The following is a 19,879-nucleotide window of genomic DNA, read 5'->3' on the forward strand; positions in this document are numbered from 1 at the left end:
TCATACCTCCAGGGAGGAGACGGTCGCGGACAGGAAACCGGTCACCACACCCGAGGCGGCGGGCACCAGGAGGATCTTGGATCCCTTGGGTATTCGGCGTTCGGCGAGTGCCTGGTGCAGGACCAGGTAGTGGGATGTGGTCGCGGTGTTGGCGAACCTCTCGACGACCGACAGCGACTGCGGCATCGGTGTGCCGAAGATGTTCTCTCCCACGTTGTTCATGAAGTCGATGAACCGGCTGCCGACTTGGTGCTGGACGACGAAGTCGTATCCCTCGTCGGCGAATCGGCGACCGTCGTCGGCCAGCTTGTCGCGGTGAAAGGTCGGCCACAGCGAGAGGCGGTCCTCGGCGTGCATCATTTGGTTGTTCGTGTACATCGCCAGGTCGCCGGTGTCGTCGCTGGGCATGCCCAGACACAGGTGTGAGTACTCCGAGCAGGTCATCAGCTCGATGTCGTGGATGACGTCTGCGTCGTCGGTGGCCCGGTCGACGAGCGCGGCGACGGCCGAGTCGCCGACGGAGAGGGACGCGAACTGGGGGTCCCGGCTGTCTTCCATCTCGCGCGCGGCGGTGAAGGCGATCGGGGTGATGTGCTCCCCGCTGAGCACCAGGCCGTTGCGCACCTCACCGGAGCGGATCATCCGGTCCAGCAGATAGACGCCGGTCATCATGCCCGCGCAGGCGTTGGAGACGTCGAAGTGAATGGCGCTGGTCGCGCCGAGCTCCTGGGCGATGCGATGGGCGAACGACGGCTCGAACTGGTGGCGTCGGCCGTCTGTCGTGCGGCTGATGGAACAGGAGATGACGATGTCGATCTCGTCGGGAGCGTAACGCGAGCGGTCCAGGCAGTCGCGCGCTGCCGAGACTGCCATCGTGAGACAGTCCTCGGGGACGTCGGCGGTGTCGTCCGCGACGCGGCGCTCGGCCATTCCGGTGATCTTGAAGAGGTCGAATTCCGGTGTTTTCTCCATGCGAGTGAGGAGTTCCGGAGTACTCATGACCGCCGAGGGGAGATACACCCCGATGGACTCTAAGCGACTGTTGTGCACAAACCTCTCCTGGTGGTTTCTCGTTCATACGGCGCACCGGTGCGGTGGAAAGTGAATAGACGTCAGGCGATCTCTATCCGTGCCGTGTTCTTTCCGGTGACGGCCTCAATGAATTCGGCTTCTTTGCCGATCCGGCCTGGTCCCACTTCGGGGAATCCCGGACATCCGGTGCGCTGCCCGATGACGTTAGCGCACCGCTCGGGTAGGTCTCACACTGCGAGCCTGTGATGATCACCACTCGTCGCTAATGGAGGATTGCCGTGCGTGATGGCCAGAAATTGGCGGCCGAATATGACGGGAAGGTGTCGACGTGCATACCGATCTGACGCTGCATCGGAAAGCGGAAGCGCCTATGTTGTTTCGGCCCGTCGTGCTTGAATCGCGGAGGATCTGCACTGTCCGACTCGCCGTGCCCCGAGGGTGCGGGCGCGAGAAAACGGCTCGCGAGACTCCCGATTGTGCGCAATCGACCGGACGCTCCTGGCCGATTTCCGCACTCGACACCCTCGACCCCGGCCGCGCCGACGCCTGGACGGCACATCTGCTTGCCATGGACTGGGACGATCCCGAGCACCGCAGGATCCTGGAACTGGAGGGCCTCAAACGCTGGGTGCGCCCCGAACTCGATGGTTACGCCGACCTCTTCGAGGCGGTCGAGGAACAACACATCGCACCTCGATGGTGACGTGGTGACGATGGTGATCCTTGAGCTGGCCGAGAAAGTCTCCTCCACAGCGGACGGAGACACGGTCACGCTTCCTGTCGCCTCACCGGACGAAGCGGAACTGGCCGCCGCGTGGTGCGCCCGTACCGGCAATACGCTCGTGGCCGCCGACGGCACCAGCGTTACGGTCCGGCGCGGGCGCCCGCCGGATCCGATCGCGGCACTGCGCGCAGACCGCCGTCCCGGGGCACGCCTGTGGCTCTACACCAACTTCGACTGCAACCTCGCCTGCGACTACTGCTGCGCCCGATCGTCACCGCAGACAGCCAGGCGAGCTCTGGGCGTGGACCGGGTCCAGCAGATCGCGAAAGCAGCCCCGGCTGCCGGAGTCTCCGAGATCCTGCTCACGGGCGGTGAACCGTTCATACTGCCCGACCTCGACGAGATCTTCGCCCATCGCACCGCCGCGCTGCCCACCACTCTCCTCACCAACGGCATGCTCTTCCGCGGACGCCGGCTCCAGATGCTCCAGGCGATGCCCCGCGACCGGCTCATCCTGCAGATCAGCCTCGACTCCGCCACCCCCGACCTGCACGACTCCCACCGCGGCAAGGGAACCTGGGCCAAAGCTGTCGCAGGCATCCGCACCGCCCTCGGCGAGGGCTTCACCGTGCGGGTGGCCGCCACGCTCACCACCGACGACCGGCACGAGGAGAGGGACCTGCGGGCCTTCCTCGATTCGCTCGGCATCGCCCGCGAGCATCAGGTGGTCCGCCCCCTCGCACACGAGGGCGCCGCGGACGACGGCCTGGAACTCACCGTCCAAACCCTGATCCCCGAAAGTCACCATCACCGCCGACGGCGTCTACTGGCACCCGGTCGGAGCCGACAACGACGAGCAGCTCGTCACCCGCGACATCTTCCCTCTCGATGCCGCCATCGATCTCGTGTTCTGCGCCCACCGGAACACGGCGGACTCCGCCGCCCGCACGTTCCCCTGCGCGTGAGCCGCGCTCCCGTGCGGAGCGCCGGCACGCGTGGCCGGGCCGCCTGGCCGACCCAGACACCCCGCACCCCGCACCCATTTGAGCAGTCGGCACACGGCGACCGGGACCCGCAGAGCGTGCCAGACGGCCACGGTCGGAACGACAACCGCATACCGTGTGGTCAGGGGACCAGTCGGTCATCCGGCGCAGGAGCTGGCCGTACAGGATGTCTGCGCCGGCGCCGGGTTCCTGGGTACGGCCCTTGGCCTCGCCGATTGCGATTCGGGCGTGGGCAGCGGCAGCGGCAGGGCGAGAGGGACCTGGTCGGGATCGGCGATGCCGTCCCGTCCCGGTCCGGTTCAGCAGTGTGAGCATCTGATGAGACGCTTCGACGTCTGGTGCGCTGGGCGGTCGCCGGGACCGCCATGCCGGTGGCCTCCTCGACGGCGAGACAGTACGGCGTGTCGTCACCACCTACAGGGGACACGACCACAATCCGCCCTCGCCATCGCCTCTCAGCTGGACGACCGGGCAAGTGGCTAGAGCTCGACCACCGGACAGGTCAGAGTGCGGGAGATGCCCGCGACCTGCTGGATCCGTGCGATCACCAGGCGGCCCAGGTCATCCACGGTCTCGCCCTCGGCCTGCGCGATCACGTCGTACGGGCCGGCCACCGCCTTGGCTCGCAGCACGCCGGGGACGGCCGAGATCTCCGCGGCCACATCACGTGCCGTGCCGGCTCGGGTCTGGATCAGGATGTAGGCCTCGATCATGACGGACCTCCCTGCGCCTCGGAGCAGGTGTCTCCCGCGGGGCGGCGCGGCGGCGCTGTGCCCTCGCGGTCAGGGCCAGTGTGCGCCGTCGTGCGACGCATGACCACGGGCAGGGCACGCGGCAGGGTCCTGCTGTCATGGCCCAGGAGTGCCCCCGGCGATACGCTGAAGACTCCTCGAAGGTGCATCGGAGCCGGTGCACGAAGGGTGATTCGAGGGGTGGCGGTCGCGATGACGCAGCAGTACCTCGTCGGCGAGACATCGGTACTCCTTGCCCAGTTGCAGGGGGCAGCCACCGATCAGGCGCACATGTGCGAGGCCGCGCGGCTGCGCCGCGAGGCCGAGGCTACGCCGCCTTTGGCACTCGGACCGGTACTGGTGCGCGCGCTGGCGCTGACCGACGAGCTGTGCTGGGACTCCCTGGACCGGGGCGATGTCGCGGCGTTCGCCCGCCAGTGCGCCTGCGGGGCCGAACTGCGCGAATTCTGCGTCTGCGCCGGGCTGCTCGCGGACGGTTAGCGGCCGGGCCGGCGCCCCGCCGCCGCGGCCATTCCAGTGGGAGGTCGAACCCATGGCAGCAGAACCACAGCCGCAGCTCTCCGAGGCACAGATCGCCGTCCACTGGCGCGAAGAGGACTACTATCGGCCGCCGGCCAAGTTCGTCGCCCAGGCGAACGCGGGCGACCCGGCCATCATCGAGCGGTTCGGCGAGGAGTACTTCCCCGAGTGCTTCAGGGAGTACGCCGACCTGCTCACCTGGGACACGTACTGGCACACGACGCTCGACACCAGCCGACCGCCGTTCTGGAAGTGGTTCGTCGGCGGCCGCCTGAACGCCTGCTACAACTGCGTCGACCGGCACCTGGCCACCAGCCGGAACAAGGCCGCCTTCATCTGGGTGCCCGAGCCCGAGGACCAGGACACCCGGGCGATCACCTACCAGGAGCTGTACCGGCGGGTCAACGAATTCGCCGCCCTGCTACGCGGCTTCGGCGGCGTGGACACCGGGGACCGGGTCACCTTCCACCTGCCGATGGTCCCGGAGCTGCCGGTCTCCATGCTGGCCTGCGCCCGGCTGGGCGCCATCCACTCCGAGGTGTTCGGCGGGTTCAGCGGCACGGCCTGCGGCGACCGGATCGCCGACTCCGGCAGCCGGGTCCTGGTGACCATGGACGGCTACTACCGCGGCGGCACCCTGGTCGACCACAAGGCCAAGGCGGACGAGGCGGTGGCCGCCGCCCGCAGGCTCGGTCAGGAGGTCGACAAGGTGCTGGTCTGGCGTCGCCACCCCGGCCAGTACGCGTCGAAGAGCCCCATGGTCGAAGGCCGCGACTTCTTCGTCGACGAGATCCTGGCCGACTACCGCGGCCACAGCGTCGAGCCCGTCTCGATGCCCGCCGAGGCGCCGCTGTTCCTCATGTACACCAGCGGCACCACCGGCCGCCCCAAGGGCTGCCAGCACTCCACCGGCGGCTACCTCGCCTATGTCGCCGGCACCTCGAAGTACTACCAGGACATCCACCCCGAGGACACCTACTGGTGCGCCGCCGACATCGGATGGATCACCGGGCACTCGTACATCGTCTACGGCCCGCTGCTGCTCGGCACGACCAGCGTGCTGTACGAGGGCGTGCCCACCTACCCGGACGCCGGCCGCTGCTGGCGCATCGCCGAACGGCTCGGGGTGAACATCTTCCACACCGCACCCACCACCATCCGGATGCTGCGCAAGGTCGGCCCGCAGGAGCCCTCGAATTACGACTACCACCTCAAGCACATGACCACAGTGGGCGAACCCATCGAGCCGGAGGTGTGGCGCTGGTACCACGACGAGGTCGGCAAGGGCGAGGCAGCCGTCGTCGACACCTGGTGGATGACCGAGACCGGCGGCTTCCTCGGCAGCACGCTGCCCGCCCTGCAGCCGATGAAGCCCGGCAGCTGCGGCCCGGGGGTGCTGGGGATCTATCCCGTGATCTACGACGAGGACAGCAACGTCGTCGAGGCCGGCAGCGGCAAGGCCGGCAACATCTGCATCCGCAACCCGTGGCCCGGCGTCCTGCAGACCGTCTGGGGCCAGCCCGACCGCTTCGTGGACATCTACTACCGCCGCTACTGCAAGGACCAGGACAGCACGGACTGGCGCGACTGGCCGTTCCTGTGCGGCGACGGCGCCGTCCAGGCTGCCGACGGCTACTTCCGGATCCTCGGCCGGATCGACGACGTGATCAACGTCGCCGGCCACCGGCTCGGCACCAAGGAGCTCGAATCGGCCACCCTCACCGTCGCGGAGGTGGCCGAGGCCGCCGCCGTCCCGGTGATGGACGAACTGCGTGGCCGGGCCGTGGAGATGTACGTCGCCCTCAACCCCGGCCTCGCCCCCGGCCCGGAGATCGAACAGAAGGTGGCCGCCGCCATCGAGCGGGAGATCGGGAAGATCGCCCGGCCGCGGAACGTGTGGATCGTTCCCGACATGCCCAAGACCCGCTCGGGGAAGATCATGCGCCGGGTGATCGCCGGGATCTCCAACTTCGCCGACGTCGGCGACGTCACCACCCTGGCCAACCCCGAGATCGTCGACGACATCCGCCACCACGTCCAAAGCGCGAAACTCGCCCGTGGCGACGCTCCGCGCGAACTTTCACCACAGGAGGTCCAGGAGATCCGGGACTTCGGCAAGGCCGAATAGCAGCACCTGAAGGGCGTCACCGGTGGCGCCACGGGGGCCGGGCTACGCTCGCGCGGGCCCTTCGTTTTGCCTGTTCAGGCGGTGCGGAGGATACGAGATTCAAACTCGTGAGGGTTGCCCCCCACACGCTTTCCAAATGTTCGTCCGGGTTTCCGGGGAGGTGCGGGAATGTCCTGACCTGCGGCGGAGATGTTGGCGAACGGGCTTCTGAACGGTCCCGGACGTAGGTGAATGAGACCATAACTGAGACTAAGGACTGGCGACTCCCGCCCGTGCGGTGACTTGGTCCTCGTGGCGCCAACGGACGCTCACAGCCCGGTGGAGTACGAACTCCGCACCCCGCCAGTAGCTTGAAACCAAGCAACTCGACTCCACCTAACTCGGGACAGTCCGAAGCCTCCACAGACCCCGGAGCGGTTCACCCTGATCCAGGTGGAAGTGGCGGCTGTGCCCCATGACGCACCTCCACAGTGCCGTCGGTACGTCCAGCTAAATCCGGTGCCCCGCTTGACCGTACCTGCGCGGCGACGTGATGAACGGAGGTCACGGACTGACAAGCGAGCGCCTATGGGCCCCTGGCCGACTGAGGAAGATTCCGAGAGCGACAATTGTGGGTGGATGCCGTGCCGGTCGGTTACGGAGTGCAGGTCGCGAGGTCCTGCCCGGTGGACCGGGTGCCGAGCCGGCAGGAGACGACGATGAACGGCTCGGTCCGTGTCGGACAAGTTGCCGGGGTACCGCTGCGGATGCACTGGAGCGTGCCGCTGCTGGTGGTCCTGCTCGCGTACGGTCTCGGCCGCCAGACCCTCCCCGTATGGACTCCAGGGCTCTCGGATGCGGTTTACACCTTCGCCAGTGTCGTAGGGGCGGTGCTGCTCATGGGCAGCCTGTTGCTCCACGAGACGGCACACGCGGCGACTGCCCGCAGGAAGAAGATCGCGGTACAGGATGTGACGCTGTGGGCGCTGGGCGGGATGACCCGGATGGGGCGACCGCAGACCGCCGGAGTGGCTTTCGCGGTGGCGGTCAGCGGGCCGCTCACCAGTCTGGCCATCGGAGGCGCCGCGCTCGGAGCGGGAATCGGGCTGCACGCGCTGTCCGGCTGGGCGGTGCCTGCCGCCGTTCTGGTGTGGCTCGGCTGGGCGAACCTGTTCCTGGGCGCATTGAACCTGCTGCCCGCTGCGCCGCTCGACGGCGGAAGGGTGGTGCAGGCGCTGTTGTGGTGGCGGACCGGAGACCGGGACCGTGCGGATCGGGCGGCCTCCCGAAGCGGTCAGGTCATGGGCGTGCTGCTGATGGCCTTCGGCTGGATCTCCCTCCTGCGCGGGGCGCCGGGCGGGCTGTGGCTCGTTTTCGTCGGTCTCTTCATCACGGTCGTCGCCGGCGCGGAACGGCAGCGTGCCGTGATCCACACGGCACTGCGGGGCGTGCGGGTGGCCGATGCCATGTCCAGCCCGGTGACCACCGGCGCCGACTGGCTGACCGCCCAGCGGTTCATCGACGAGGTGGCAGTGAAGTCCCGCCATTCCGCCGTGCCGCTGCTCGATTTCGAAGGCCGTCCCAGCGGGATCGTTCAGGTACGCAGGCTTGCCGGGATACCGGGAGCGCGCCGGGAGGCCCTGCGCGTGCGCGAGGTGGCGATCCCGCTGTCGCAGTGCGCGATTGCCGCTCCGAGTGATCTTCTGAGTGAGGCTCTCGACAGGCTCCGCCCGGGTACCGGCATGCGCGTTCTCGTCGTGGACGGGGGCCATCTGGTGGGGATCGTCACCGCGAAGGACATTTCACGGCTGATGCAGCGGCACACACTGGGGGGCCAAGGGCCCACCTGAGCCCGGTCCCGCAGCGTCGTCGGTGATGTGCACCCCTCGGCCAGGCTCGTCGACTTCACGGAGGCGGGCACCGCGGGCGCGGGCGGCGTCCAGGCCATCGTTGGTGCCCTCCACGATGAGTTCGCGGATGAACTCCGCGAGGGCGGCGAACACGTGGAAGACCAGGCGCCGCCCGGTGTGGTGGTGTTGAGCGCCTAGTGGAGCGAGGTGAAGCCGATGCCGCGATTGTGCAGGCAGGACACGATCGCGATCAGGTCCTGGATGGAGCGGCCGAGCCGGTCCATCGACGGGACGACGAGGGTGTCACCGGGCCGCAGGTAGTCCGCCATTTCAGGAGGCTGCCATGGAGCCGATACCTGCGTAGCCGCCCCGGCCGTTAGCGAGCCGGCGCCCAAGGCTGGAGTGCGGCCTGGGCCGCGCTCCGGATCCGGGCGCGCAGGCGCTGCGGGTGTACGAGCCAATGCCTCGGCTGTTTCGGGGTCTTCCAGGAGGGCGTACAGCGCCCCGCTGACCGCTCCGGTCATCGCGCCGACGAGGGCTCCCGCGCCGACCTCGTCGAGTTCGTCGGGGAACGCGGCCCGCAGGTGCCGGGCGATATCGCGCTGCGCGGCCTGCTGGATCAGCAGGGCGTGCCCCTGGATCGCGGGAACGGTCCGCGTCAGCCGCGTCCGGACGGCTGCCATCGGGCTGACCGTGTCGGCGTCGGCCTCGGAGACCGTCTGCACGGCGCGCAGTAGCACGCCGACCGGGCTGTCCTGCGGATCGCGTGCGCCGATCACGCTGAGGGCCACCCGCACCCGGTCCGCTCCACCACGACGCACCTCCTACCGAGCAGGAGCTCGCCGAGTGGCGCACGTGGGCCACCACCGTCTTAATCCTCAACATTCAGGCGATGCGCGACGTGGTGGTCACCAAGGCCTGCGCACCTACATCCGCGAGGAGTTCAGCGCGACACGCGCCGCCAGAGTTCTCTTCTCCCACCGAGACACCGTCCTCAACGGACTCGACCACGCCGAGAACATGCTCCCGGCGCCGCTCTCGGGCCGAGGGCCGAATGTCGAACTCGCCTTCGAAATCGTCCACTGGCTCGGCCTGAAGGCGTGATGCTCAGATGACCTTGGGGTTGACGAAGGCGGTGCCAATCGGCGTCTCGCGCATGGCACCGCGATGCGCGCCCAGCGGCTGACGCGGGCAGACACACCGCTGTCCCCGGCGAGTCCCGCCACCGCCTTCCGCCACACTGGGCTGCCGATTGTGAGCCCGTGCGGCAGGACCAGGACGCGGCCGTCGCCACCGGTGTCGTCGTACGCGATGGTGCCAGCGGACAGCTCGATCTCGGGGCAGCGCCCCCGGGGGCAGATTCGACATATCGCACCAGTGACAACGTGGCGCAGGCACACAAGCCCCCGGTGGGAACCGTCGCGCGGCTCACCGTTCCCGTTCCGCCAACTCCTTGAAGTGCTCGAGGTCATTCCGTACGAGCCGTTCGATCGCGGTTGCCTGGGCGAACCCCTTCGGCCCGCCGAACGCTTGCCTGACGGTGCCCGGGTCGTACTCGATCCGGGCCTGGACTCGGGTGTGCTCCCGGTCGATGGGCAGCAGTGCGAACGTTCCCGCCAGGTCGGGACCGCTCATGGTCTGCCACTCCATCATGTTTTCCTTGCCATGGTCGGTGATCTCGGCTTCGAACTCCTGAGTCCGGCCGTCCGCGTCGACGTCCAGGTGCGCCCGGTGCCCGCCCCCCGAACGAGCCTCGCGTACTCCTTCCAGGAACCGCGGATAGGTATCCACGCGGTGGAGGCAGTCCCAGGCCACATCCATCGGAACACCGATGTCGATCTGTTCTTCGAGAGTGCTCATCGGCCACCTCACAGCTCGGTTCACGGCTTACGGGGCCCTGTCTCCAGTGTGCCCCCGGAGGATCGATGGCGGCTCAGTGCCCGCGGGCCGGTGGGCCGGTGCCGTCCGGCGTCGGGGCGGCGCGGGAGCAGGAGGGCCGGCGGAGGGCGGTGGCGGTGAGGGCGGGGCTTGATGCGGCGCGTCGTCACCCAGACGAATTGCTCCTCCATCGTGGTCTCCTCCGTGGGCTGATCCCGAAGAGGCTGCACACCCGCAGTGGTACGAGCGCGCGGAGGGCACGGGATCTCTCCCGAATTGGTCTGGACAATAGGCACGCCCCAGGTCGCTGACCTGGGGCTTCGTGTTGGAGCGGGTGACGGGAACCGTACCCGCGCGTCGAGCTTGGGAACCACTGGTGCTTCCAACGCTCGCACATGCTCTGACCTGCTGATATTGGTAGGCGCCGGCACGATCAGTGCGGCGTCTTGGCACCCTGATTGACCGCTGCTTACCGCTCTGAAGGGCACGGATTGGGCACGAGCGTGATGGGCGGGGTGGCTCTGCCTGTTCAGCGACCCGTTTGCAGCAGTGTCGGCTGTGAGGCTCGGCTCCGGGGTTCAACCCGAGATCTACGCATTACGAAGGCTGGCATGATCGTGACGGGTGGTGCTGTGTGGGCCCCGCCGGGTCCCGTCTTGCCTGGTCACGACAGTTTCGGGCCCGCTGCCTCGTAACGCTTGATCCAACGGGTGCTTTCCCGTCCGCTCACGCATCCCTCACGCAAGCCGATGGGTTCTTGCAGGTCTCCACCCAGGGCGCCGCCCACCGGGGTGCACCGGGCTAGTGGCGCAGTCCCAGTTGCCGGGACTTCGCGACCAGGGCGCCCTTGGAATCCCAGACGTAGGCGTCCTCTTCGAGATAGCCGCCGTTGGGTGTGCCGCCCATGGTGGCCCATTCCGGGTGGACTTGTGCCAGCCAGTGTTTGTCGTCGGTGGGTGTGACCCGTGTGTTGGCGTCGAATCGGTACATCTCTCCAAGTATCGGCCGTAGGCCGCTGTCCAGTACGGCCTTGCAGTCATGCCAGGCTGAAGGGCTCAGCAAGGGGCGGAGTCTGGTGAACAGCTCCAAGAGGTCGGCTCCCCACCGCTCGCGGAAGTCGCTGTCGATGCGCGCGATGTCGAGTTCGTTCGCCGCGGTGAGTTCGGCGAAGTCCTTCCTTTGTTCGAGGGTGGATGTGTAGGAGCGGCTGGTGAACCTGTTGCGGAAGCGCATGGCGCGGTCAGTGAGCACGGGGTACGTGGCTTGCCGGTCGCAGCTTGCGTAGATGTACACGATGACTCGGCTTCGGAACCGATGACCGCCTCGAGCCTTGAACGCTGATCGGGCGCCAGCAGAACGGGGGCGAAGCCGTCGGTGCCGTAGAACGCGTGGCAAAGGCCGGCGATCTGCAGCGCCGGGCGGGCGTTCCAGCGCGCGAGCTGGTGCCGCACACGTTCAAGGTGTGCCAGGAGGGTTCCGCCGGGGTGGTCGAGGGTCTCGGCTCCTCGGTCGCACAGGAGTTGCCGTGCGGCACGGGCGGGGTCGACGTCCAGATTCATGGAGGTGGCTTCCTTTCCAGCGTTCGGGCATCACACGGCCACGGCGACGGACGCGGTCACGCCGACCGCGACGATCACTCCGCGCAGCACGGTGGGCGGCATTCGGCGGCCCACCCGGGCGCCCAGAAGCCCGCCGAGAGTGGAGCCGAGGGCGATCACGCCGGCCGCCGTCCAGTCGACGTCCGTCGCCGCGATGAAGACGGCCGCCGCGATGCCGTTGACAAGAGCGGCGAGTACGTTCTTGACCGCGTTCAGACGCTGCAGGTCGTCCCGCAGGAATGTGCCGAACAGGCCCATGAACAGGACGCCTTGGGCCGCGCCGAAGTAGCCGCCGTAGATTCCTGTTCCCAGCACTCCGATCCACACCGGCACACCGCCGTCCTCGCGGTCTCCCTCGCGGCGCTGTTTCAGCCACTCGTTGAGGCGGGGCTGGAGCAGGACGAGGACGCAGGCGAGCAGGATGAGGATCGGCACGATCGCGCGGAACGTGTCGGCGGGCAGTTGTAGCAGGAGGATTGCGCCGCCGAGCCCACCGGCGAGTGCCGCGCCGCCGAATTTCATCAGCCTCGGCAGCTGTCCCTTGAGCTCTTTGCGGTAGCCGTAGGCCGCGCTGATGACGCCCGGTACGAGTCCGATGGTGTTGGAGACGTTGGCCAGGATCGGAGGACAGCCGAAGGCGAGCAGGGTGGGGAAGGTGATCAGGGTTCCGGAGCCGACGACGGCGTTGATGCCGCCTGCCGCAACGGCCGCGGCCGCTAGGGCCGCTGTTTCGAGTGCTTGCACTGGTCGCCTTTCCGGGCATGGCCCAGCACCGGAGCGCGAGGGATCCGGGGGGAGGAAGAGGATGGTCCTGGAGTGGGTGGGTCGGCACCCGGCGTTGGCCCGAGCGCCGTCCGGAGCGGCGCCCGGGCCCGGCCGGGTTGCCGCCCTGGGCCCGGCAAAGATCGTCCCGCGCACTCAACTGCCAAGTCAATCCTCGGGTTTCCTTAGCCACCCCCTAGCTGTAGCTTCACCCTCCATGACCCTCGACGATCTGCGCGTCTTCGTCGCCGTGTGCCGCACAGGCAGCCTCAGCGCCGTCGCACGCGACCTGTCCTGCACGCAGTCCGCGGTGAGCCAGCACATCAAACGCCTGGAGCGGGAGACCGGCATCACTTTGCTGGAGCGCCACCCGCGCGGCGTCATACCCACCCCAGCCGGACAGCTTCTGCACACCGCGGCCGGCGGGGGCCTCGGCGACATCGACCACGCCCTGCGCCGCCTGCGCGACCTGGTGCACGGCGAGGCCGGCTCGGTTCGCATCACCACCGGCGCCACTACGGTCCGCCACTTCATGTCGAAGGCCGTGGTCGCCTTCCGCCACCGCTACCCCAACGTCAGCCTGGAGTTCCAGACCGCGCACTCCAGCCGCAGCTGCTTCGACGCGCTGCTCGCGGGCGGTCTCGACCTGGCCTGGATCACCCTCGGCGAAACCGTACGCGGGATCGAGCAACGCCCCGTCGTCGAATTGCCCTGGGTCCTCGCTGTCCGCACCGACGACCCACTGGCCGCCAAGTCCCGTATCGACATCGCAGACTTGGCACGCATCCACCTGATCGGCCTGCCCGAGAACGCGACTTCCCGCTCCCGCCTGCACGCCTGGCTGGCCGAGTCCGGCATCGAGCCAACCTCGGACACCAGCGTCGCCGACTGGGACACCGCCATCCTCCTGGCGGAACTGGGCCTCGGCCACGCGATCGTGCCCGACCTGCCCGGTTGGCACGGCCCCGCCCACCCCAACCTGCAACTCGTTCCGATCCCCGAACTGCCCACTTTGTGGACCGGCTGGGCCATACGCCGCTGGGACGCGCTGTCGCCGCTGGCGAGGGCCTTCGCCGACACGGTGGAGGAGAACTGCAGCGCCGCATTCTCGGCTGCACCGCCCATGACGGGTAACGACCAATAGCCATGAGCGACCATCACGCCGTGGGTAGGGTGTCGCTCCATGACGCATGTGAACAGCCCCCATTTCACCGGTCATCGACGACCTCTGGGAGCGCCGCGCGGAGCTCTCCCCCAGCGATCAGGAAGCCCGCCGCCACGTCGCGGAAGCAGTGGACCTTCTTGACACCGGCATCGCCAGGGTGGCCCGCGTCGACGACAGCAACGGCGAGGTGGTGGTCGACGAGCGCGCGAAACGTGCCGTTCTGCTCTCCTTCAAGGTCCTGGAGATGACCGAGAGCACGGGCGGTGACTTCCGCCACTACGACCGCACACCACTCAAGAAGCGCCTCGACGGCGTCCGTATGGTTCCCGGCGCCATCGCCCGCTGGGGCAGCTACCTGGCACCCGGCACCGTGCTGATGCCGTCCTTCGTCAACATCGGCGGATACGTCGACACCGGCTCCATGGTGGACACCTGGGCCACCGTCGGCTCCGCCGCGCAGATCGGGCGACCAGCGCATCACCCACATCCTGTTCGACTTCTTCGGCACCTTGGTCACCCATGACCCCGGCCGCGCCGAGCAGGACTTCACCACATCCCACGAGACGGTGAGGTCGCTGGGCGCTGAACTCTCCTACCCCGAGTTCATGACTGAATGGTCAAAGACCTCGGCACACGGCTCAGCGCCCTCGATCGCCGCGAATGCCCCATGACCGACCTCGGCCGGGCATTTCTGCGCAGCGGCCTCGGGCACCCGCCGGCCGATGCCGAGATGGAGCTGTTGGTGCTCACCTTCCTATCCGAATGGGACAGGGGGGTGCGCCATCTGCCGGGCCTGCCGGATCTGTTGGCTGACCTGGCCGCCGAGTACCGTCTCGTCGTGGTGAGCAACACTCAGGACACCGTGCTCGTACCTGGCCACCTCGAAGCGATGGGCATACGGCACCGATTCGAGACGGTGGTCACCTCCCTCGATGTGGGATGGCGCAAGCCCCACCCAAAGATCTACCCAGCCGTGTTGAGAAGACTCCGGATCGACCCTGCTGCTGCCGTGTTCGTCGGCGACACGTACGTCGCCGACTATCAGGGCCCCGCACATGTCGGCATGCGCGCGCTCCTCATCGACCCCTGCCACGAGGCAGACATACACGCCCTGATAGGGGAACGCACGAATGTCGCCGAGTGCGTTCGGTCGATGTGGGTGCTGGACGAGCTGCCCGGCCGGTATGCCCTTCAGGGCGACGCCCTAGTTCACTCGACGGTTCCTCGTGACGGTCCTCGCCCTGACCACTCGCTTTACCAATGGGAGCTTCCAGCAGCTCAGTTGTGTCGCTGAGGAACTGGCGCTGAGACTCTTGCTGAACAGGGCGCACGTGACTCTGGAGCTGTACGGACTGCTCGACTCGGGGGTGTCCGAGGCGCTGAGTTCCTTCTCGGACGGGGTCTACGAGGACTTGGACCATGAGTGGCTGGACGACGACTCCAAGGACGGCATCGACGAAGACCCCGCCATGGCATCACTCGGCATCGCGCCCATGGACATCAAGTCATGGTTCGTTCCGTTCAACGACGGCCGGTACGTGCACCCCTATGCAAGCGAGGCGCCCACCAAGGATCAGGCTCCGGACGCGGCATAGGCAACGCTTCGCAGTCGGGTACGAGGGCGGGTCCGCCTGGACCGGGCGACCAGAGCCCGATGTAGGCCCGCACCGGTGATCTGCTGGTGGCCGTCGCGTGGGCGCGGCAACCGACCAATTCCCCGCCTGGATGAGCTATTGCTGGAGGGCGCGAATGTACGGTCGCGGCGGTGCCGGGGGCTGTCGTGACTGTACTGACCGCCTGGAACCCATGGCGGGGCACTGCTGCGGCCGACCCGTCGGCCGCCGCGCCCGATACGGCCACAGAGCCGCCGGGCAGAGCCCCGTCACGAAGGCTCTGTCTCCCGCTGTCCGGGCTCCTGCCGTTCCGGTCCGTCGCGTTCCGGCTCCTTGCGCACCCACTCCGGCTCGAACTCGCGACAGTCGGGGTTGTGGCAGGGGCCTGGAGCCCAGAGGGGGACGAAGGTCCCAAGCGTCTTGTGTCGCTTGATCACCGTGGTCACGGGGTGTTTGCAGGCGGGGCAGACGTGTCCGGCCTGCGGCCCGGTGTCACGCTCGTTGCTGCGCATACATCCAGGATAAGGAAATTTGCAATAAAATGGTACAAATTTTGAAGTGGCTTTGTGGCGCAGGCGCCGAGAGTGGGGCGCGGTGAAGTCGCGACTGCCCGGGGTGTCGGCTGATCCGGTGACGGCAATGGGGAACGTCGGGCAAGCCGAGCCAAGGGCGACTGCATGGGGAGGTGACTGGGTCAGTTGACCTACGGCGGGTCGCCCGGCCGCCGGGTCTCGTCCGCCCCGGCCCCCGACTCCCGTCCATCCGCCGGAAGGTGCTCGTCAGCCGAGATGGGGGCGACGCCGTTCCCGTTCCGTCCGGCCGAGGTAGTTCCTTCCTCGGCAGGCTGGATGGGGCGCCTGATGCTCAGTGCGACGGACACGGCCAGGACTGTGACGATGATCGCCAGGCTAACCGGTGATGGGATCTCCGGGATGCTGCTGTTGATCGTCTTGTGGGATGCCTGGAGGATCAGCTTCACGCCGATGAAGGCGAGGATCAGTGCGATGCCCTTGCTCAGGTAGTGGAATCGGTCCAGCAGGCCCGCGAGCAGGAAGTACAGCGCCCGCAGACCGAGGATGGCGAACGCGTTGCTGGTGTAGACAATGAAGGCGTCGTCGCTGACCGCCAGCACGGCCGGCACGCTGTCCACGGCGAAGATGAGGTCGGCTGCCTCGATGGCGGCGACGACGGCGAGCAGCGGGGTGGCGACGCGTTTACCGGCCTCCTTGACGAAGAACTTCATCCCGGCGTACTCGTTCCGAACGGGCATGACCTTGCGCAGCAGCCGCACTGCGAAGCTCTTGCCCGGGTCGAAGCTCTCCTCTTCCCCCTTGAGGATCTTGTAGGTGCTGTAGAACAGGACCGCCGCGAAGGCGAACAGCACCGCGGTGAAGCGGCTGACCACGGCGACACCGGCGGCAAGGAAGATTCCGCGGAACACCAGAGCGCCCATGACGCCGAAGAACAGCACGCGGTGCTGGTAGGCGCGCGGCACTCTGAAGTAGGCGAAGATCAGCGCGAAGACGAACAGGTTGTCGACCGACAGGCTCTTCTCCAGCAGCCACGCGGTCGTGTACTCCACCCCCGGCGTCGTGCCCAGGACGAGGAAGACGACCGCGCCGAAGATGAGGGCGAGGCTGACCCACACACCGCTCCACGCGGCGGCTTCCTTGAACCCGATGACATGCGCCTCCCGGTGCGCCAGCAGGTCCACGGCCAGCGACACCAGCACGGTGACGGCGAACGCCGCCCACAGCCAGAACGGGACATCGAGCACTGGGGGACCCCTCACACGGGGGTGAGAAACGGAATGCTCCCTCAGTGGAAAGTCTGAACCAGTGCGTCACCCTTGTCGCCCGCATGGTGGCGCGCGTGAGCCAGGCTGCCTTCGGTCATAGCCGGGCTGAGTGTCCACACAGCCCGGCTACCACGGCCCGACAACCGGGCGGATACCCCCTCCGATACCCCCAGGTTCCCCGTCTACCTTCGCCCGACCACAGGGCGCCTAGGTGTGGTCAGCCGCGCAGGCCGGTGTAGCCGGGCCCGACGGTGAGTGTGACCACGCCCGGCGCGGCGTCCGGGTCGGCTTCCTGGGTGGCGGGGGTTTCATGCGGGCTGCCAGGGCTGCTGATCGGCCGGTTCCTCGGTCGGGGTCTTCAAGAGCCTGGTGAAGCACTGGCCGAGGATACGAGATTCGAACGCGCGAGGAGTTGCCCCAACACGCTTTCCAAATGTTCGTCTGAAGGGTTCGGGCGTGATCAGGAACGTCTTGACTTGTGGCGGAGAGGCTGGCGAACCGGCTTCTGAACGGTCGCGGACCGAATGAGGTTCGGGCCAGATCCTTACCTGCGGGTGACGGGCGGACCGCCCGATGTGCCGGAGCGTGACGACCAGGGCGGGGGCGAGGGCGCGGAGGCCGATAATTATGGTTCCCCTGCTTCTCGTTCTGCTTATTGCGCTGATCCTTTTCGGGGCTGGCTCGCCTCAAGGCCCTGTGGTGGATTGCCGTCATCGTTCTTGTTGTCTGGCTGCACGCCAGCGTGCCGGCGAGGGGCCGGAATGTTCATGAGCTCCGGTAGCACACTGGGCCTTGCTCGCGGGCCGGGCAGGGCCGTCGTACCCCGCATCTCCAGGCTGTTCGTCCTCGCTTCGCGCGGGGCGCTTCAGGCAGACCAGCGGCGGATCTCGTCCGACCCGCCGGGTTCCTAGGTCGCATACTGGGAAGTGGCTGGTGCTCGCGATGCGTGATCAACACCCGGTGCAGGAGCAAGCGACCGAGGCCACTGCCGAAGAGGCAGGCGGCGCTTGGTGGGATGACCTGCCGCTGGCGTTGGTCGTGGCGGACAGAAGCGGCCGGATCGTGCAGTGGGGAATGGCCGCCGAGGAGATGTTCGGCTATCCGCCCGAGGCGGTGGTGGGTCACGACGGATTGGACCTACTGCTCCCAGTCGGAGATCATGCCCAGGCCCGCGCGTTCCAGACAGCGGTCACCTCAGGACGCAGTGTGACTGGCTCCTTCCGGGTACGGCACCAGGACGGGTCGCTGATCGAGGTGGACCTCATGGCCTGCCCCGTGTCCGACCCCAGCGGGCAGGGCTGCGGAGTGCTGGTTCTCTCCGCCTACGCCTCCGCGGCTCGCCGCGCCCGTGAAGCGCAAGCTCTGGTCGACGAGCTCTTCGCCCGATCCCCTGTCGGGCTGGCGGTCTTCGACACCGCGCTGCGCTTCCAGAGAGTCAATCCAGCGCTGGAGGCCATGAACGGTGTGCCGAAGGCAGCGCACATAGGCAGACGACTGGCAGAGGTGCTGCCCGGGCTGAACACCGAGCACATGGAGGCCGCCATGCGCCGCACCCTGCAGTTCGGCACCCCGATGCTGATCCGGCGAATAGGACGCACCCCTGCCAATACCGACCGCGACCGGGTCTGGTCGTGCTCGTACTTCCGGCTGGAGGACCCCAACGGTCAGCCGGTGGGTATCAGTGCCTCGATCATCGATATCACCGCGCACCAGGGAGCTACCTGGGACGGTGACGTGGGGGACCGCCGGCATCGGCAGTTGCTCAACGACGCCACGCTGCTCGTCGGCACCACCCTCGACATTCAGCAAACTGCGCAAGAACTTGCCGACATCGTCGTCCCCCGGCTTGCCGACGCGGTCACCGTCGACGTTCTGCAGACCGTCTCCGAGGGCGCCGACCCAGGTGCCGGCCTGGCCGGCGGCGTCGCCTTGCGCCGCATGGGTCTCGCCCCTTTGGCGGGGACACCAATCACCGACATCCCCACCCCCGTGGGCCGCACGCTGGCCTTTCCCGCTAACGCGCCCTACGTACAGGCGCTGGCAGACCGGCGTCCGTTCCTTCTCGCCCACCTTGACGCCCGCGCCATCGCCCCAGCCACCCCCTATAGCGACAAGCCCGCCCGGCTACTGGGACAGGGCATGCACTCGTTCATGATGGCTCCGTTGATTGCCCGCGACGTCGTCCTGGGTGTGGCCACCTTCTACCGGGCAGGCCGAAGCGATCCTTACGACTCCGCCGATGTCGCGCTTGCGTGTGATCTGACCGCCCACGCTTCCGTATGCATCGACAACGCCCGGCTCTACAGCCGGGAGCACGACACCGCCGTACTCCTCCAGCGCAGTCTGCTCCCGCAGCGGATCCAGCCCCCGGAAGGGATCGGGGTTGCCCACTGTTACCAGCCCGCCAGCGATGTCAACGAGGTCGGCGGCGACTGGTACGACGTCATTCCCCTTGGCCCCGGGAAAGCCGCCCTGGTGATCGGCGACGTCATGGGCCACGGCATCCGTGCGGCCGCCGCCATGGGAGAGATGCGCACCACCGCGCGGGCGTTGGCCCGCCTGGGCCTGCCTCCCGACCAGCTCTTGAGCCATCTCGACCAGGCCATGCAGGAACTCAACGATCCGCTCCTGGCCACCTGCCTGTACGGCGTGTGCGACGCCGGCCTCGGACGCTGCCAGTTCGCCCGAGCCGGACACCCCCCGCCCGTCACCATTTCCCCGAACGGCAGCGCACGCCTGCTCGACCTGCCGGTCGGAGCCCCCCTCGGCATCGGCGGCATCACCTACACCAGCAGTGACATCCTCCTCGCCCCCGGCAGCCTGCTGGTCCTCTACACAGACGGCCTGATCGAAAAACGGGGCGCCGACCTCGACGAACGCCTCACCGACCTCACACGCTTCCTCACCGGTGCCCCGCGCTCGCTCACCGACTATTGCGACAGGCTGATCGCCCAGCTTGCGCCCCACCCCGCCGAAGACGACATCGCCTTGCTCATCGCCCGCATCGGGCCGCTGCCCAGCTGACATCTGCGCCGTAAAGCACGCCGTGCGGCGTCGTACAGGCCGGTGGCGCGCTA

General features: G+C 67.8%; 18 protein-coding genes and 3 pseudogenes. 12 read left to right on the forward strand and 9 right to left on the reverse strand.

Annotated features, from left to right (window positions below; genetic code table 11):
- The gene (locus tag J7E87_RS00915; protein ID WP_251016789.1) at positions 1-999 is read right to left on the reverse strand and encodes a 3-oxoacyl-ACP synthase III family protein; all 999 of its coding nucleotides are present in this window, start codon (positions 997-999) and stop codon (positions 1-3) included.
- A gap of 361 nt (positions 1,000-1,360) precedes the next feature.
- Between J7E87_RS00915 and J7E87_RS00920 the strand changes: the two genes are divergently transcribed.
- Both J7E87_RS00920 and J7E87_RS00925 read left to right on the forward strand, forming a co-directional pair.
- Positions 1,361-1,735: a hypothetical protein gene (locus J7E87_RS00920; RefSeq protein ID WP_215088985.1), complete on the forward strand. Its 375-nt coding sequence runs from the start codon at positions 1,361-1,363 to the stop codon at positions 1,733-1,735.
- A gap of 10 nt (positions 1,736-1,745) precedes the next feature.
- Positions 1,746-3,071, forward strand: a complete 1,326-nt coding sequence (locus tag J7E87_RS00925) for a radical SAM protein (protein WP_251016802.1) — start codon at positions 1,746-1,748, stop codon at positions 3,069-3,071.
- A gap of 168 nt (positions 3,072-3,239) precedes the next feature.
- Here J7E87_RS00925 and J7E87_RS00930 read toward each other — a convergent pair whose 3' ends face one another.
- On the reverse strand, positions 3,240-3,473 hold the full coding sequence (locus J7E87_RS00930) for an Lrp/AsnC ligand binding domain-containing protein (RefSeq protein ID WP_215088987.1): 234 nt from the start codon (positions 3,471-3,473) through the stop codon (positions 3,240-3,242).
- Positions 3,474-3,704: 231 nt separating this feature from the next.
- Between J7E87_RS00930 and J7E87_RS00935 the strand changes: the two genes are divergently transcribed.
- The 3 genes from J7E87_RS00935 to J7E87_RS00945 all read left to right on the forward strand — a co-directional run bounded on the left by J7E87_RS00935 (position 3,705) and on the right by J7E87_RS00945 (position 7,988).
- Positions 3,705-3,992: a hypothetical protein gene (locus J7E87_RS00935; protein WP_215088988.1), complete on the forward strand. Its 288-nt coding sequence runs from the start codon at positions 3,705-3,707 to the stop codon at positions 3,990-3,992.
- 52 nt (positions 3,993-4,044) lie between these two features.
- Positions 4,045-6,159, forward strand: coding sequence for an acetate--CoA ligase (gene acs / locus J7E87_RS00940; protein WP_215088989.1), 2,115 nt, complete (start codon positions 4,045-4,047; stop codon positions 6,157-6,159).
- A 698-nt stretch (positions 6,160-6,857) separates the two neighbouring features.
- Positions 6,858-7,988: a site-2 protease family protein gene (locus J7E87_RS00945; RefSeq protein WP_215088990.1), complete on the forward strand. Its 1,131-nt coding sequence runs from the start codon at positions 6,858-6,860 to the stop codon at positions 7,986-7,988.
- Here J7E87_RS00945 and J7E87_RS00950 read toward each other — a convergent pair.
- Positions 7,941-8,308 (reverse strand): annotated as a pseudogene (locus tag J7E87_RS00950) (recombinase family protein); the annotation flags it as partial. The gene J7E87_RS00945 and the pseudogene J7E87_RS00950 overlap by 48 nt on opposite strands.
- A gap of 526 nt (positions 8,309-8,834) precedes the next feature.
- Here J7E87_RS00950 and J7E87_RS00955 point away from each other — a divergent pair.
- A complete protein-coding gene (locus tag J7E87_RS00955; protein ID WP_215088991.1) occupies positions 8,835-9,092 on the forward strand; it encodes a helix-turn-helix domain-containing protein in 258 nt (85 codons plus the stop codon).
- 324 nt (positions 9,093-9,416) lie between these two features.
- Here J7E87_RS00955 and J7E87_RS00960 read toward each other — a convergent pair whose 3' ends face one another.
- The 4 genes and pseudogenes from J7E87_RS00960 to J7E87_RS00975 all read right to left on the reverse strand — a co-directional run bounded on the left by J7E87_RS00960 (position 9,417) and on the right by J7E87_RS00975 (position 12,208).
- Positions 9,417-9,848, reverse strand: a complete 432-nt coding sequence (locus J7E87_RS00960) for an SRPBCC family protein (RefSeq protein ID WP_215088992.1) — start codon at positions 9,846-9,848, stop codon at positions 9,417-9,419.
- Positions 9,849-10,667: 819 nt separating this feature from the next.
- Positions 10,668-11,159, reverse strand: a complete 492-nt coding sequence (locus J7E87_RS36350; RefSeq protein ID WP_374195116.1) for a hypothetical protein — start codon at positions 11,157-11,159, stop codon at positions 10,668-10,670.
- A 62-nt stretch (positions 11,160-11,221) separates the two neighbouring features.
- Positions 11,222-11,425: pseudogene (locus tag J7E87_RS36355) on the reverse strand (DUF6817 domain-containing protein); the annotation flags it as partial.
- A 30-nt stretch (positions 11,426-11,455) separates the two neighbouring features.
- Positions 11,456-12,208, reverse strand: a complete 753-nt coding sequence (locus J7E87_RS00975) for a sulfite exporter TauE/SafE family protein (protein WP_215088993.1) — start codon at positions 12,206-12,208, stop codon at positions 11,456-11,458.
- A gap of 235 nt (positions 12,209-12,443) precedes the next feature.
- On the opposite strand from J7E87_RS00975, the gene J7E87_RS00980 reads away from it, so the two are divergent.
- From J7E87_RS00980 to J7E87_RS00995, 4 genes are all read left to right on the forward strand, one after another.
- Positions 12,444-13,370, forward strand: a complete 927-nt coding sequence (locus tag J7E87_RS00980; RefSeq protein ID WP_215088994.1) for a LysR family transcriptional regulator — start codon at positions 12,444-12,446, stop codon at positions 13,368-13,370.
- A 73-nt stretch (positions 13,371-13,443) separates the two neighbouring features.
- Complete coding sequence (locus J7E87_RS00985; protein ID WP_308312799.1) at positions 13,444-13,914, forward strand: hypothetical protein; 471 nt, start codon at positions 13,444-13,446, stop codon at positions 13,912-13,914.
- Between the two features lie 144 nt (positions 13,915-14,058).
- Positions 14,059-14,685 (forward strand): HAD family hydrolase, encoded by a 627-nt coding sequence (locus J7E87_RS00990; RefSeq protein ID WP_215088995.1) that lies wholly within the window; start codon positions 14,059-14,061, stop codon positions 14,683-14,685.
- 37 nt (positions 14,686-14,722) lie between these two features.
- Positions 14,723-14,986, forward strand: coding sequence for a hypothetical protein (locus tag J7E87_RS00995; RefSeq protein ID WP_215088996.1), 264 nt, complete (start codon positions 14,723-14,725; stop codon positions 14,984-14,986).
- Between the two features lie 287 nt (positions 14,987-15,273).
- Here J7E87_RS00995 and J7E87_RS01000 read toward each other — a convergent pair whose 3' ends face one another.
- Positions 15,274-15,516, reverse strand: coding sequence for a hypothetical protein (locus J7E87_RS01000; RefSeq protein WP_215088997.1), 243 nt, complete (start codon positions 15,514-15,516; stop codon positions 15,274-15,276).
- 191 nt (positions 15,517-15,707) lie between these two features.
- On the reverse strand, positions 15,708-16,781 hold the full coding sequence (locus J7E87_RS01005) for a TerC family protein (protein WP_215088998.1): 1,074 nt from the start codon (positions 16,779-16,781) through the stop codon (positions 15,708-15,710).
- A gap of 648 nt (positions 16,782-17,429) precedes the next feature.
- Here J7E87_RS01005 and J7E87_RS01010 point away from each other — a divergent pair.
- Positions 17,430-17,583: pseudogene (locus J7E87_RS01010) on the forward strand (hydrophobic protein).
- Positions 17,584-17,744: 161 nt separating this feature from the next.
- Positions 17,745-19,826, forward strand: coding sequence for a SpoIIE family protein phosphatase (locus J7E87_RS01015; RefSeq protein WP_215088999.1), 2,082 nt, complete (start codon positions 17,745-17,747; stop codon positions 19,824-19,826).
- Positions 19,827-19,879 lie beyond the last annotated feature (53 nt).

Source organism: Streptomyces sp. ISL-1 (assembly GCF_018614585.1).
In the GTDB taxonomy this organism is placed as follows: domain Bacteria; phylum Actinomycetota; class Actinomycetes; order Streptomycetales; family Streptomycetaceae; genus Streptomyces; species Streptomyces maoxianensis.